This window comes from Acidovorax sp. LjRoot38 (genome assembly GCF_964252975.1).
GTDB classification, from domain to species: Bacteria; Pseudomonadota; Gammaproteobacteria; order Burkholderiales; family Burkholderiaceae_C; genus Acidovorax; species Acidovorax facilis.
Genome location: NZ_CAXUPT020000003.1, coordinates 65688 through 79278 on the forward strand (window position 1 = coordinate 65688; position 13591 = coordinate 79278).

Below are 13591 nucleotides of genomic sequence, written 5' to 3' on the forward strand. Positions count from 1 at the left end.
GTGGTTTTTTCTTATTCCGCCGGGCCAACGTGGAGCACGATGCTGCCCACGCCTTCAATGTGGCCTTCAATGCGGTCGCCTGCCAGCACGGGGCCTACGCCCTCGGGCGTGCCGGTAAAGATCAGGTCACCCGGCTGCAGGTGGTAGAACTTGGACAGGTCGGCAATCAGCTCGGGGATGTTCCAGATCAGCTTGGACAGGTCGGACTTCTGGCGCACGGTGCCATTGACCGACAGCTCCAGGTTGCCCTGGCCCAGCACCACCTCGGGCATGGGCACGACCTCTGAGACCACGGAAGACTGCTCCACATCCTTGCCCAGATCCCAAGGCCGGCCCTTGTCGCGCGCTACCAGCTGCAAGTCGCGGCGCGTCATGTCCAGGCCACAGGCATAGCCATAGATAAGGCGGGGCGCATCGGCCTCGCTCACACGAAAACCGGGCGCACCAATGGCCAGCACCAGTTCCATTTCGTGGTGGTAGTTCTGCGTGCCGGGTGGGTAGGCCACGGTCGCGCCAGACTCGACCAGCGTGGACGGTGCCTTGGTGAAATAGAACGGCACCTCCACCGCCTTGTCCACCGGGCGCCCCATCTCGACCGCATGCGCGTGGTAGTTGCGGCCCACAAAGAACAGCCGGTGGATGGGCAGGCGCTCGCTGCGGCCACGCACAGGCAGCGAATAGACGGGGGGCGGGGTCCAGAGGTAAGTGGTTGACGTGGTTGCGGTCATTGGTGGTTTCCTTAGCGAGTTGTCGTGTTCGGTTCTGGTGGGCTTGGGTGCAGGTGCGGGCTTCTGTGCTGCGCGGCATCCATGCGGGTTCACAGCTTTGCCATCGGTGTGTTCAGGTCTGCCAGCCGCTCGGCATCCACCAGCTTGCGTTGCTCGATCAGCCTGCGGGCAAAGCGCAGATCGCGCGCTGCGTTGGCCCCTACGGCGGCCTGCACCACATCGCCCGCCAGGTAGAACAGCACAAAGCTGCCGCTGGCCGGGTCGCCTCGCTGCACCACGCGGTGCGCAGGCGCGGGCATGCCGTAGATCTGCAAGTTCATGCCGTACTGGTCGGACCAGAACCACGGCAACGGCTGGTAATCCACGGCCTGGCCCAGGGCCGAGCGCGCAGCGGCCATGCCCTGCTCCTGCGCGTTCTGCCACGACTCCAGCCGCAGGCTGCGGCCCGCCCAGGGGTTGGGTGCCACGGCCACATCGCCTGCGGCCAGGATGTCGGGGTCGGACGTGCGGCACTGGGCATCGACCAGCACGCCACCTTCGCAAGCCAGGCCCGCCTCGCGCGCCAGTTCGTCGTTGGGCACCAGGCCAACGCCCAGCACGATGGTGTCGCACGCCAGCGCGCTGCCATCGGCCAGCAAGACCTCCGAGCGAATATCTGCGCCGTCTGCGCCATCTGCAGCGCGGGCAAAGCCCCGCACCCCCGCGCCCAGCAGCACGCGCACGCCCTGGGCGCGGTGCAGCGCCAACAGATACGCCGACACTTCGGCAGGCACGGTGCGTTCACACAAGCGGCTTTGCGTCTCCACCACCACCACTTCCGCGCCCTGCTGGCGAGCGGTGGCTGCCACTTCCAGGCCGATCCAGCCACCGCCCACCACCACCACGCTGCGGCCAGGCCGAAGGGCCGGGGCCAGCGCCTGCGCATCTTCAATGGTGCGCAGCGTGTGCAGCGGCACCTGGTCTGCCCCCGGCACGGCAAGCCGCCGGGCGCGCCCCCCGGTGCACAGGATGAGCTTGTCGTAGGGCTGTGCTGTGCCATCCGACAGGAGCACCTGCTTGACAGCGCGGTCAATGCGGCGCACCTGCACGACGGGCCGCCATTGCACCGCCAGTGCGTCAAAGGCCTCGGGTTTCATGAGGCGCGTGCTCTCCGGCGCGGCTGCGCCCGAGAGCACCGCCTTCGACAGCGGTGGCCGCTCGTGCGGCGGATGGGCTTCGTCACCGATCAGCACCACGCGGCCCGCAAAGCCTTCGCTGCGCAGCGCCTGCGCCGCCCAGCCGCCCGCCTGGCCCGCACCGACGATCACGATGGTGTGGGCCGAGTGGGCGTTAGCGCCTTCATGCGGCAATGCAGCAGCCTCGACCTCAAGTCGTTCGGCAGTCATGGGGGTCTCCTTGAAAGGGGTTGCTGCGCTCAGAGACTCTCAGTCCAGGGCCAGCCACACTCGGCCGCCCTCGATCTTCACGGGGTAGCTGCGCAGCGGCTCGGTCACCGGCGCGCAGGTGGGCTGGCCTGATCGCACATCAAACTTGCCCTGGTGCAAAGGGCATTCGATCTCGTGCCCTTCCAGAAACCCATCGCACAGGCGCGCATGGCCGTGGGTGCAGATGTTGTCTGTGGCAAACACCTCGCCGCCCACGCCATACAGCGCAATGTCGCGCCCGGCGATGGCCAGGCCGATCACGTCATCCTGCGGCACATCATCCTGCGCGGCGGCGTCAATCCAGTTCGTTGTCATCGTCGTCATGGCGGCTCCTCAGATGGGGTAGATCAGCGAGTTGGGGATCATCTCGCTGTCGTAAACGACGAGGCGCGACGCGAACTTCAGGCCCTCGGGCGTGAGCACCACCTCATCCAGCGTGCGCCCCACGTTGAACACCGTCGATTCCTTCGACAAGCGCGTGCGCAGCACCGCATAGTTGGCCTCGCAGTGGATGCGACCATCCGCATCCACCTTGTGCACCAGCGGCGCACCCACCACATGGCGCTGGTAGTAGGGGTCGTGGAACAGCGTCTCGCGGATGCCGTAAACGCGGTCCTTCAGCATGCCCTTGCTGTCAAACGCCAGCGTGGCCAGCGGAAACCCGCGCTCGTGGTTCTCGCGCGGCTGCAGCTTGTAAACGCAGTTCTCGATGAAAAACTCTGGCCACGCCTCCCAGTCCGCCGCGTCGAGTGCGCGGGCGTAGCGGGCGTAGAGCTGGTTCAGTTCAAAGTAGGTCTGGAAGTCCATGGTCATGCCTCCGCCTCCATCACCTTGCGCCAGTATTCGTACATGCCCCGGATCAGCGTCTCGGTCACCATGTGGTCCGTGTCGCCCACATCGCGCCCGCCCAGCTCGGCCAGCGTGCGGTGCGCGGGCTTGGTCTCAAAGCCTTCTTGCGACCACTCGATCACCTCGCCATCGTCGGCCGACACAAAGCCCGCCGGGCCGAACAGATTGGCCTGGCGCAGGCGGCGCTGCGTCATTGCTTCGCTGTCGTCCTCAAAGCCGAAATGCGTCCACACAAAATCAAAAGCGCCCTTGCCATCGGGCTGGATGTGGCGCGTGGACACGCTGTTGACCTGCTGCTGAAAAATCACGCTGGGGAACACGGTCATCATCACCGCCGTGGGCACAGATGCCGGTGCGTTGGGCGCCGCAGCATCACCACTGCTGGCAACCAGGGGTGGCCCCGCCCACCAGTCCTCCTGCGCAATGTCCAAAAAGCGCGGGTCGTTCAGCTCCATGCCCGCCTTGAAGCTGGACACCTGCGTCACATCCGCCGCCTTGCCCGCCGCGCCACGGGTTGAGACCATGGCCGCGTGGCGGTGCTGCGCGTCCATCAGCAGTTGCGACTTGTTGTCCGCACGCCAGAGCCCAAAGGTGACGAACCAGGTGTGCAGCAGGCCGGGGTGGTACGGGTCCTTGATGTTCTCTTGCATCAGCTTCCAGTTGCCCGGAATGCGCTGGCGGTTGTAGCCCAGGATAGTGAGCTTGCGGCCATTGAACAGCCGGTCAAAGTAGCCCAGGATGGTGGGGCCCAAGAATTCCTCCAGCGGCTCCACGCTGTGGTCAAACGACGCAAACACCACGCCGCCACGGGTGGCCACCTTGAGCTTGGTCAGCCCATGCTCTGCCGGGTTGAAGTCCGCAGGCATGCCGCCATTGACCTTGCCATCCTGCTTCACACCGCGCCGAAACGGCACGCCCTGCAAGTCGCCCGACAAGGTGTAGTTCCACTGGTGGTACGGGCAGGTCAGGCTCTCGCGGTTGCCATGCCGCTCACGGCAAAACGCCATGCCTCGGTGGGCGCAGACGTTCTCCACCACATGGATCGAAGCATCCTTGTCACGCACCAGCAGCACCGAGCGCTCGCCAATCACCGTGCGCTTGAAATCCCCCGCGTTGGGAATCTCTGCCTCCAGGCCGACATAACACCAGTGCCCGTTGTAGAACAAACGGTCCAGCTCCTTGCGGTACAGCGCCTCATCGGTGTAGGCCTGAAAGGGAATGCGGCTGGTGCCATCCGTCTCCCAGCGGATCTGCTGCGGGAACACGGTGACGGGGCATTCATGCATGGGCGTCTCCTTTATTGTGAAAGCCAATTGGGGCCGAAGCGAGTGCATCCAGCGCCTGGGGATCGATCATTCCCTCCACTGCAATATCAGTCAATGGAACGCTGGTGATGTTCAACATCACCGGCATGAATATGACCTCTCACACTGACTTAGGAGACTTAGGAGATTGCTGCGCAAAGTTTCGATTTAGAACGGCAAACAAAACTACACAGGCGATGTTGTCCCGTCTTGTCGTACTACTCATACTGTCTGCGGCGGAACGCCTAGCTAAGATCACTTCTCTGAGGTTTGTTAACTGCTCTCAATGTGCCCAAGGCCGGGCTACAGGGAGGTGGCAAGAGCCAGTCAAACTTGGGGTGACCCCGAGGCGGGTATCGACACGTTGGTGGCAATGTCACACCGCCGTGCCGACCGAAATCACGGTATGTCCGTTTCCGTGCACCACTGCGCAATGTGTGCCAGCAGGTCACGAACGAAGCAACGCACTTATAGGCGAAGGCGCACACTGTGGGACCAGACTATCGCGCCACCTCAAATCTGCATCCTGGCCGTTGTCAGGCGGCAGGTTTGCATCACCAATAGTCGATGCGCCACAACCTTGTCTGAACTCATTCAGGAAGTCGACCCTCCCCAGCGTCACCATTTCGTTGGGCGACGACATCTTCATCACCCTGCGCACGATTGCGTCGCTTCAAATGAAGGTCCCTGAGCAGCAAGTATTTATCCAAAGCTGCTTGGTCCATCAGTTTGCTAGCTTCCAGATGCTCCGCGCGTCCACTGACGGCCTGAACCACGGTCATTGTGTTGCGCACCGATACGCTGGCAATATGACCCTTTGCGTTGCCCATGCTGTCCACGGGTGAGGCCAACGTATCGCGGAGATTCGAGGGGCCAAAGATGGGCAGCACCATATAGGGACCGGTGCCGACGCCCCAGCTGTCCAATGTCAGACCAAAGTCTTCCTTCTTCTCGGGCATACCCCAACCTGTAGCGACGTCCATCAGTCCCAGGACCCCCACGGTGGAGTTCGTCCCAAAACGGGCGAGTGTTGAGGCGCTATCACCGACCCGTCCCTGGAGCATCAGATTGGCCGACGACCACGGCTCCTGCAAGTTCGAGAAAAAATTCGAGATGCCTGTCTGGGCCGCAGCGGGCACCACTTGTTTGTAGGCCGAGGCCACTGGTTTGAGCACCACCTTGTCCACGCCTTCATTGAAAGAAAACATCTTTCGATTCACTGGCTCCAGCGGGTCCGGCTGCGTTGTGGTGGCGCAGCCTGAGAACAGCATCGCCGCAGCGCTTGCAATACAAAGGAGGATAGGAGTTCGCGCGCTCAGGCGCGTGCGGGGGGATGATGCGAGTTTCGGCATGGGGTCCTTCCAGAGAGGGGTTTCAGAATCCGCGTGGGTCTGCCCACACGACGAAACGCCATCCTCATGCCGTCTGTGTTGCCAGATACTTACTCGACCACCTTGTCGATCGCCTCGGAAGGAATCAACACGTGCATTTGCAGCCCGGGGTCACCGAGCCGTGCTTCGATATGCCATCCGTGCGCCGAAACGATCTCCTTGCAAATGGACAGCCCGAGTCCCGCGCCCTCATCGCGCCTGGATGCGCCCCGCCAGAAGCGCTCAAAGAGCTTCTCCAGGTGCTCGGGAGCAACACCAGGCCCCTGGTCAGAGACGGAAAATCCGTTGGCATGAACCCGCAAATACACCGTGCCACCGGCCGGGCTGTGCTGAATGGCGTTCTCCAGCAAATTCTTGAGGAGCGTGAACACGGCTCCGCGATCCGCCATCCAGGTTGTTCCCACCGCATCCTCGAAAATCAGGCTGATCTGCACATGGCCGCGCTGCGCTACGCGGTCCATGAAATCAGATGCCTCCATCATGGCTACGCGGGGATCGCATGCCTCCATGCGGTAGTTCCGCTCCTCGCTGGCTTCGGCCAGAAGCAGTAGTTGTTGCACCTGGCGTGCCATTCGGTCGATGTCCTGAAGGAGATGCGGATTGCGCGTTTCTGGCGCTTCCATCTCTACCTGCGCCCGAATCAGCGCCAGTGGCGTCTTGAGCTCGTGGGCAGCATTGGCGAGGAATTCCTGCTGTGTCTGAAACCCCAGCTGGATGCGGTCCAGGGCCCGATTGAACGCATCGACCAGCGGGACCAATTCGCTGGGGAGGCTCTGCAGATCAAGACGATCACCCAGCGACTGCGGCGTGATGCGCTGCGCTTTGAGCGATGCAACCCGCAAGGGCCTGAGTGCACGCTGTAGCGTGAAATGCGTAGTGATCAGAAAGACCACCAGAAACGTCACACAGGTCGCCACAACGCCCTGAAACAGCGCCGGCCGACCAATGCTTTGCTGCACCTGCAGCACCAGCCGGTCACTGAGGGCAAACTGCACGTACCAGGTGGTATCGCCACGCCTTGCGGGCACGGTTGCAGCATGCATGACAACACCGTGACGAACCAGTTGGAAAGACTTTCTCGAAGGATCAAACTGCGCACCGTCGGGTGCCAACGGCTGCTTGTTGCCGTCTGAGGTGAAGTGCACCACACCTTGACTGTCGAGGATGCGCGCCGCCACTTCCTCCTGCAAGCTGCTGAACGCCCAATGCTCGATCACCGTGTGGTCAAACCCCGTCGGCATTCCAGCAGCATCAAACTGCACCCTGGCAGCAATCTGCTGCGCCTTGTCGATGGTGCCGCTCTCCAGCATGTACCGGTTGAACGGGTCGGCCAGCACCACGACAACGACGCCCACGAGGGCAGCACTCAGCGCCATGCCTGCCACATAAACGAGCAGCAGGCGCGCGCGGAAACTACGGGGCCACCGAATGGTCACGAAGCGCATAGCCATGGGCCCTGATGTTCACGATCTCCATGTGCGAGCCGATCGCCAGGAGTTTTCTGCGCAGGCGATGCAACGCCACGTCCAGCGCATTGGGGGTGACCGCTTCCGAGATGCCCCAGGCTGCAGCCTCCAACGCAGACCTGCGCACGACTTGGTCTGTCTTTCGCATCAGGCACAGCATGATCTGCATCTCTGCGGGCGGCAACGTGATGGACTCTTGGCCGCATGCCAGACGGGCTTGGTCCGGGTACAGACACAGATCCCCTAAAGCCGGGTTCATCGCCCGCAAGGCGGCGGGACGCCGCAGCAGCGCCCGCACCCTGGCAATCAGCTCTTCCATGGGAAACGGTTTGGTGAGGTAGTCGTCCGCCCCGGACTCCAAGCCATCGACCCTGTCATGCAATGCGTCCCTGGCCGTCAGCATCAGACACGGGATGGTGTTGTCCGCCAATCTCAGCCGTCGGACCAACTGGAGTCCATCCCCGTCTGGCAGCCCCCGGTCCACCACCAAGGCACCGTAGCCGATGTCTCGCAAGGCAAGCCATGCTGACTCAATGTCAGGGAATACGTCCACGCCAATACCTGCGCCCGCCATGGCCCGGCTGACCAGGCCGGCTAGGCGTTCGTGGTCTTCCACCAGTGCGATGCGGTTCATCTTTGTATCAATAGAGAGCGCCAAGCTTAGTGCATGCATGCTGGGAATGCCGCTGACAAATCAACAGCCGTCTGGCTGGCACACCATCTCATGCGTTCGTCAACGCCAGGAGTCGCTGTTGCACAGCGGCGACGTGATCTGGCCCAGACACTCTTTCCAGGGCATGGTCCAGCCAAAGACCTTCCGCTGCGTAGCGACAGGCCATCTGCGTTGCAGGGTCCACAGCGTCGCCACTGCAGACCTCGTCGATGAAATCTGACCAGATCACCCGATATTCGGGAGCGCACATCAGCGAAGCCACTGCAGCACGCTCGTTCGGTCCCATGGCCATAGCGCTGACGCATACCGCCCGGACATAGGCCCGAACATGCCGCGCAGGGCCAGGGACTTCCGCGCCCAGTGCCTCTTCCAGGGCATGACGGAACAGAGAAACGTGGTACTCAAAGAGCTCATCCAGCGCAATGTCGTGGACCTGCCCACTGAAAGGCGGCACGCACGCGAAGACACTGGACCGTGCCAATGACAGCCCCATGTCTGTGCCGACCGGCCCCCCACCAGGAATGGGCCGTGCGAAAGCGAGCGCGCAGCCCCGCATCTCAGAACCGGTAGAGATAGCCAACAGACACCCGCGATACGCTGGAGCGGCCCACAATGGGGCTGCTCTTGATTTCTTCGGGCAGGCTCGTGGCGTTGACATCCACAAAGACCGTTTGCTTTGGCCGGACCATGTAGTCCATCCGGACACCCACTTCCAGCGTAGCGGCGGCCTTGCCTGTGAATTGCGAGCGCCCTGGCATCGCCTCATGCGCCCGCACGCCGAAGTAGTAGTCGACGTACTTCTTGTCGAGCCATTGGGCCTGTAGCCGTGGCGTAACGGCAAAACTACCAAATCCAAAGCGGCGGTCCACCTGCAGTTGCAGTTTTTGCCCCTTGCTGTTGCTCGAGAGATCGGAAAGCCATTCGCCCGAGACCCGGACCACGGGATGGTTCCAAGTTACAGCAGCGCCGCCCCATAGTCCCCCTTGCCGCTCGTCCATCCCGGTGAGCGATGGCGAATCATCGGCTTTGAAGCCGCTGTCCTCGTATTTCAATCGCCCCGCAAAAGCCAGGGAACCGTTGGAGCCAAAGTCCTTGTTCGCAAATTTGATGTCTGCACTGCCGCCGTTGACCCGGAGCCAGGCGTTCTCGTAGTACAAAAGGGGAATGGCGCTGTTCTTGTTCTCCACACCGGGATACGGGCGTTGGGCAGATGAAATACCCAGACCCAGCCCCCAGGCTGAGGAGTTTTCTGGGGTTCCAGCCGCCCCAGCATCTGATCGCACCTGGGCGCCAGCGGTAGCGCACCCCATGGTGCAAAGAACGGCAGCGGCGACGGTGTAAATACGCCTTGAGCGATGGACTGCGGGGAGTTGGAGTTTTTGCATGAGCTATTGCAAGGGTTTGTGAAGCGCTCATCGTGTCTGGGGTTCTATTACCAGGCACTTACTGACGAGAGAGTGATTGACGGGCTCCCAAGCCGCTCTGAATCCACAGCGGCATTTTTCGCCGCGGCAACGGCTGAGGGTTTTGCTTTTGTGCAGCGTGTATTCCTAGCGGAAACAGCGAGTTCGGGAATGCCAGTTCATCGCTGGCGTGAGCAGCCGGGCCTAGACTTCAACCGGTCGGCCTTGTTCAAGCGACCGGCCTGAATGGCCGGGAGGTTGTTGGGGCCATTTCGCGGCGAAAGACCGGTTGAGGCCCGGGCGAACATTCCGGCGTCAAGTTCAAATACTTAGGTGCAGCCGGAAGTCGACTTTGCCAGTGATTGCAGTCATGCGTTGTTCGCAGTCGAACGCGTGCCACCGTTTAGGGTTGTGAGATACCTGCCCGGGACACTAGCGTTGATCCGCCCCCGACCTGAGGGCAGGTGTCGCACAACCCTGAAGAAAAGCAGCTGCACAGTCTCCGCGAACACCGGTCGATTCCCACCCATGACCAGTTAGCGCTTTGGCCCAGCAATAATCAATAGCTACAAATTTAATAGCTTCCAGCGCTTTATGGATAAGCGCCAGAGCCTGATTTCCCTTCAAATCCCAGCGCACCACACCATCTGCACAGCGCAAGCACCTACCCCGCCCGTGTACACCACACACGACGCCGCGTCAGCAAAGGCCAACGCGGCGGCGCGTTGTGCGGAACGCTTTCTCTCTTTGGCGGCGACTTACTTCACCGCAAATCGCACATTCGCAGCCTTCTTGCCCGGCAGCGTCACCAGCGCCACCACCTTGGTGCCTGCTACGACCTTGAAGATGCCCTTGGTTTCGAGCCTGCCCTCGCCCGCCGGTACAAGCACGGCCTCGGATTTTTCGGTGCCGTTCAGCAGGGTGAGCTTGGCGCTCACGCCCTCGGTTTTGGCAGGCTTGCCGTGGTCGCGCAGGTGCAGGGTGATGGTGTCGGGTTTGGCGACGAGTTCACAGTCCATGTCGTTGGCTTCGACCACGATGCCGCCGTGTTGGGGCTTGTGGTCGTGGCCTTCGCCGTGGTCGCCAGCGGCATGGGCGGCGGTGGTGGTCACCGCAGCAAGGGCCAGGGCGGCGAAAAGTTGGCGGGTGATTTTCATGGGAGTCCTTTCAAAGGGTGAATGAAAAAGCAAACGAACAAATAAAGAGAACAAGTACAAAACAAGAAAAGCTCAGAACGCCTCGGCGTTCTTGTCGTCCAGCAGGCGTTCGGCATCCTTGCGGCCAAACAGCCAGAACAGGGCGGGGGTGAGGAAGGTGTCGAGCAGCGTGGAGCTGATGAGGCCGCTGAAGATGACCACGGCCACGGGGTGCAGGATTTCGGTGCCGGGGCGTTCGGCCTCCAGCAGCAGCGGGGCCAGGGCAAAGGCGGTGACCAGGGCGGTCATCAGCACGGGGCTCAGGCGCTCTAGCGAGCCGCGCACGATCATGGCGATGTCAAAGCGCTCGCCTTCCACGCGCATCAGGTTGAGGTAGTGGCTCACCTTCAAAATGCCGTTGCGCACCGAGATGCCCGCCAGCGTGATGAAGCCGATCAGCGCCGCCACCGACAGCGGCTGGCCCGACACCCACAGCCCCAGCACCGCGCCCACCAGCGCCAGCGGAATGTTGGCCATGATGAGGGCCGACAGCGTGGCCGAGCGGTAGCGGGTGTAGAGCACCACAAACATCAGCACCAGCGAGACGATGGCGAGCAGGCCCACCAGGCGGCTGGCTTCTTCCTGCGCCTGGAACTGGCCGCCCAGGGTGATGAAGTAGCCCTCGGGCAGGCGCGTTTCAGCCACGGCTTGGCGGATGTCGGCCACCACGTCGGACAGCGCCCTGCCCTGCGCGTTGGCCGAGAGCACGATGCGGCGCTTGCCGTCGTCGCGGCTGATCTGGTTGGGGCCGTCGCCTTCTTCGATGGTGGCCAGGCGCGACAGGGGCACGGGGCCACGGGGCGTGTCGATCAGCACGCGCGCCAGGCCGTCAATGGAGCGCGCGCTGTCGGGCAGGCGCACCACCAGCGCAAAGCGGCGGCTGCCTTCCACCACCTGGGCCACTTTCTCGCCCTCTACCAGCGTCTGCAGCGCGGCCAGCACCTGGGGTGCGGGCACGCCCATTTGGGCGGCGGCGGCGTAGTCCACGCGCACGGTGATCTGCGGCGCCAGCACCTGCTTTTCCACCTCCAGGTCGGCCAGGCCGGGGATGCCCGCCAGCCGCGCGCGCAGGGCTTCCGCCTGGCCGCGCAGGGTGTCCAGGTCGTCGCCAAAGAGCTTGATGGCAATTTGCGAGCGCACGCCCGAGAGCATGTGGTCGATGCGGTGCGAGATGGGCTGGCCGATGGCGATGGCCGCAGGCAAGTGCGCGAGGCGGCTGCGGATGTCGGCCTGCACCTCGGCCATGCTGCGCTTGAGCTCGGCCGCAGGCAGCAGGCCCACGTCCAGCTCGCTCACGTGCACGCCTTCGGCATGTTCGTCCAGCTCGGCACGGCCACTGCGCCGGCCCACGTGCGTGACCTCGGGCACCTGGCGCACCAGCACCTCGGCCTGGCGGGCCAGCGCACTCGATTCGGCCAGCGTGACGCCGGGGTTGAGCCGCATGCCGACGAGCAGCGTGCCCTCGTTGAACGGCGGCAAAAACGTGGTGGGGAAGAACGGCACCGCCGCTGCCGACAGCGCCACCGCCGCCGCGCTCACGGCCAGGGCTGTGCGCGGGCGCGCCAGCACAGCCGAGAGCCCGTTGCGGTAGCGCGCTTTGAGCCAGGCCACCACGCGCGTGTCGCCATGGTCCAGGTTCTTCATGCGCGGCAGCAGATAGAAGGCCAGCACCGGCGTGACGGTGACCGACACCAGCAGCGAGGCCAGCGTGGACACGATGAACGCAATGCCCAGCGGCACAAACAGCCGCCCCTCGATGCCCGGCAGCGCAAACAGCGGCAAGAACACCAGCACGATGATGGCCGTGGCATACAGGATGCCGGAGCGCACTTCCATGGACGCGAGCTTGACCACCTCGATGGGGTGCAGGCGGTGGTGGGGGTGTTTGGCGCGGTCCATCTTCAAGCGGCGCAGCACGTTTTCCACATCCACCACCGCGTCGTCCACCAGGCCGCCGATGGCAATGGCCAGGCCGCCCAACGTCATGGTGTTGATCGACAGGCCGAAATACTTGAACACCAGCGCCGTGATGAAGATGGACACCGGGATGGCCGTGAGCGCAATCACCGTGGGCCTGAGCGTGCCGAGGAACACGAACAAAATCACCGCCACGAACACCGAGGCGCCCATGAGCTTGCCCTGCAGCGTGGTGACCGATGCCTCGATGAAGCTCGCCTGGCGGAAGGTGACGCGCGGCGCCTCCATGCCTGCGGGCAGGGAGTTCTTCAGGTCCACCAGCGCGGCCTCGATGCTGCGCGTGAGGCCGATGGTGTCGGCCGTGGGCTGCTTCTGGATGCCCAGGATGACGGCGCCCTGCCCTTCAAAGCCCGCGTCGCCGCGTTTGGTGGCAGCGGCAAAGGTGGCATCGGCCACCTGGCGCAGCAGCACGCTCTGGCCGTTTTTGGCGGTGAGGGCCAGGTTCTGCAGGTCTTCGAGCCGCGAGGTGCGGCCCAGGTGGCGGATGAGGTATTCGCGCCCGCCCAGCTCCAGAAATCCGCCCGAGGTATTGGCCGCAAAGCCCTTGAGCGCGCCCGTGAGCTGGTCGTGCGTAATGCCCAGCGCCGCCATGCGTGCCGTGTCGGGCAGCACCTGGAACTGGCGCACCTCGCCCCCGATGGGGATGACCTGCGCCACACCAGGGATCGCCATGAGGCGCGGGCGCAGCACCCAGTCGGCGTACTCGCGCACGGCCATGGGCGTGGTCTTGGCCGCGTCGATGGGGATGGCCACCTGCATGATCTCGCCCATGATGGAGCTGATGGGCCCCATGCGCGGCGTGATGCCGCTGGGCAGGCCTTCTTCCATGGACGACAGGCGCTCCGACACCATCTGGCGCGCCCGGTAAATGTCGGTGCTCCAGTCAAAGGTGACGTAGATGAACGACAGCCCCGCGCTGGAGGTGGAGCGCACGCTCTCCACACCGGGCAGGCCGTTCATCGTGGTCTCCAGCGGGAAGGTGATGAGCTGCTCCACCTCTTCAGCGGCCATGCCGCCCGCCTCGGTCATGAGGGTGACGGTGGGTTTGTTGAGGTCGGGGAACACGTCCACCGGCGTGCGCGAGAGCGTGAAGGCGCCGTAGGCCATGAGCACGGCGGCGGCGATGAGCACCAGCAGCCGGTTGACCAGGCTGTTTTCGAGAAGCCACTTGAACATAGCG

13 protein-coding genes are annotated in these 13591 nt (G+C 63.4%); all 13 read right to left on the reverse strand.

All coding sequences use genetic code 11. From position 1 onward, the window contains the following. Nucleotides 1-11: 11 nt before the first annotated feature. Nucleotides 12-728, reverse strand: coding sequence for a fumarylacetoacetate hydrolase family protein (locus ACSQ22_RS05460; protein ID WP_436129682.1), 717 nt, complete (start codon nt 726-728; stop codon nt 12-14). Between the two features lie 89 nt (nt 729-817). After that, nucleotides 818-2113, reverse strand: coding sequence for an NAD(P)/FAD-dependent oxidoreductase (locus ACSQ22_RS05465; RefSeq protein ID WP_436129683.1), 1296 nt, complete (start codon nt 2111-2113; stop codon nt 818-820). 39 nt (nt 2114-2152) lie between these two features. Next, a complete protein-coding gene (locus ACSQ22_RS05470) occupies nt 2153-2476 on the reverse strand; it encodes a non-heme iron oxygenase ferredoxin subunit (RefSeq protein WP_436129684.1) in 324 nt (107 codons plus the stop codon). A 9-nt stretch (nt 2477-2485) separates the two neighbouring features. After that, on the reverse strand, nt 2486-2959 hold the full coding sequence (locus ACSQ22_RS05475; protein WP_436129685.1) for an aromatic-ring-hydroxylating dioxygenase subunit beta: 474 nt from the start codon (nt 2957-2959) through the stop codon (nt 2486-2488). Between the two features lie 2 nt (nt 2960-2961). After that, complete coding sequence (locus ACSQ22_RS05480; RefSeq protein WP_436129686.1) at nt 2962-4287, reverse strand: aromatic ring-hydroxylating dioxygenase subunit alpha; 1326 nt, start codon at nt 4285-4287, stop codon at nt 2962-2964. After that, nucleotides 4280-4414 carry a hypothetical protein gene (locus ACSQ22_RS05485; protein WP_436129687.1) on the reverse strand — a complete coding sequence of 45 codons (135 nt, stop codon included), beginning with the start codon at nt 4412-4414 and terminating at the stop codon, nt 4280-4282. Before ACSQ22_RS05485 ends, ACSQ22_RS05480 begins: the two co-directional genes overlap by 8 nt. Nucleotides 4415-4895: 481 nt before the next feature. Then, nucleotides 4896-5657 carry an MlaA family lipoprotein gene (locus ACSQ22_RS05490; RefSeq protein WP_436129688.1) on the reverse strand — a complete coding sequence of 254 codons (762 nt, stop codon included), beginning with the start codon at nt 5655-5657 and terminating at the stop codon, nt 4896-4898. Nucleotides 5658-5746: 89 nt separating this feature from the next. Continuing rightward, nucleotides 5747-7141 (reverse strand): sensor histidine kinase, encoded by a 1395-nt coding sequence (locus ACSQ22_RS05495; protein ID WP_436129689.1) that lies wholly within the window; start codon nt 7139-7141, stop codon nt 5747-5749. Next, nucleotides 7110-7796 carry a response regulator transcription factor gene (locus ACSQ22_RS05500; protein ID WP_409860259.1) on the reverse strand — a complete coding sequence of 229 codons (687 nt, stop codon included), beginning with the start codon at nt 7794-7796 and terminating at the stop codon, nt 7110-7112. Before ACSQ22_RS05500 ends, ACSQ22_RS05495 begins: the two co-directional genes overlap by 32 nt. 88 nt (nt 7797-7884) lie before the next feature. Further along, nucleotides 7885-8493, reverse strand: coding sequence for a hypothetical protein (locus tag ACSQ22_RS05505; protein ID WP_436129690.1), 609 nt, complete (start codon nt 8491-8493; stop codon nt 7885-7887). Beyond that, nucleotides 8393-9220, reverse strand: coding sequence for a MipA/OmpV family protein (locus tag ACSQ22_RS05510; RefSeq protein ID WP_409860263.1), 828 nt, complete (start codon nt 9218-9220; stop codon nt 8393-8395). The genes ACSQ22_RS05505 and ACSQ22_RS05510 overlap by 101 nt, the downstream gene beginning before the upstream one ends. Before the next feature lie 776 nt (nt 9221-9996). Continuing rightward, a complete protein-coding gene (locus tag ACSQ22_RS05515; protein WP_436129691.1) occupies nt 9997-10395 on the reverse strand; it encodes a hypothetical protein in 399 nt (132 codons plus the stop codon). Nucleotides 10396-10467: 72 nt separating this feature from the next. Beyond that, nucleotides 10468-13587 (reverse strand): efflux RND transporter permease subunit, encoded by a 3120-nt coding sequence (locus ACSQ22_RS05520; protein ID WP_436129692.1) that lies wholly within the window; start codon nt 13585-13587, stop codon nt 10468-10470. Nucleotides 13588-13591: the final 4 nt, after the last annotated feature.

Coding starts and splice junctions, on each gene's coding strand:
- ACSQ22_RS05460 (WP_436129682.1), bottom strand. CDS start 728: ATGACCGCAACCACGTCAACCACTTACCTCTGGACCCCGCCCCCCGTC.
- ACSQ22_RS05465 (WP_436129683.1), bottom strand. CDS start 2,113: ATGACTGCCGAACGACTTGAGGTCGAGGCTGCTGCATTGCCGCATGAA.
- ACSQ22_RS05470 (WP_436129684.1), bottom strand. CDS start 2,476: ATGACGACGATGACAACGAACTGGATTGACGCCGCCGCGCAGGATGAT.
- ACSQ22_RS05475 (WP_436129685.1), bottom strand. CDS start 2,959: ATGGACTTCCAGACCTACTTTGAACTGAACCAGCTCTACGCCCGCTAC.
- ACSQ22_RS05480 (WP_436129686.1), bottom strand. CDS start 4,287: ATGCATGAATGCCCCGTCACCGTGTTCCCGCAGCAGATCCGCTGGGAG.
- ACSQ22_RS05485 (WP_436129687.1), bottom strand. CDS start 4,414: ATGCCGGTGATGTTGAACATCACCAGCGTTCCATTGACTGATATTGCA.
- ACSQ22_RS05490 (WP_436129688.1), bottom strand. CDS start 5,657: ATGCCGAAACTCGCATCATCCCCCCGCACGCGCCTGAGCGCGCGAACT.
- ACSQ22_RS05495 (WP_436129689.1), bottom strand. CDS start 7,141: ATGCGCTTCGTGACCATTCGGTGGCCCCGTAGTTTCCGCGCGCGCCTG.
- ACSQ22_RS05500 (WP_409860259.1), bottom strand. CDS start 7,796: ATGAACCGCATCGCACTGGTGGAAGACCACGAACGCCTAGCCGGCCTG.
- ACSQ22_RS05505 (WP_436129690.1), bottom strand. CDS start 8,493: ATGTCAACGCCACGAGCCTGCCCGAAGAAATCAAGAGCAGCCCCATTG.
- ACSQ22_RS05510 (WP_409860263.1), bottom strand. CDS start 9,220: ATGCAAAAACTCCAACTCCCCGCAGTCCATCGCTCAAGGCGTATTTAC.
- ACSQ22_RS05515 (WP_436129691.1), bottom strand. CDS start 10,395: ATGAAAATCACCCGCCAACTTTTCGCCGCCCTGGCCCTTGCTGCGGTG.
- ACSQ22_RS05520 (WP_436129692.1), bottom strand. CDS start 13,587: ATGTTCAAGTGGCTTCTCGAAAACAGCCTGGTCAACCGGCTGCTGGTG.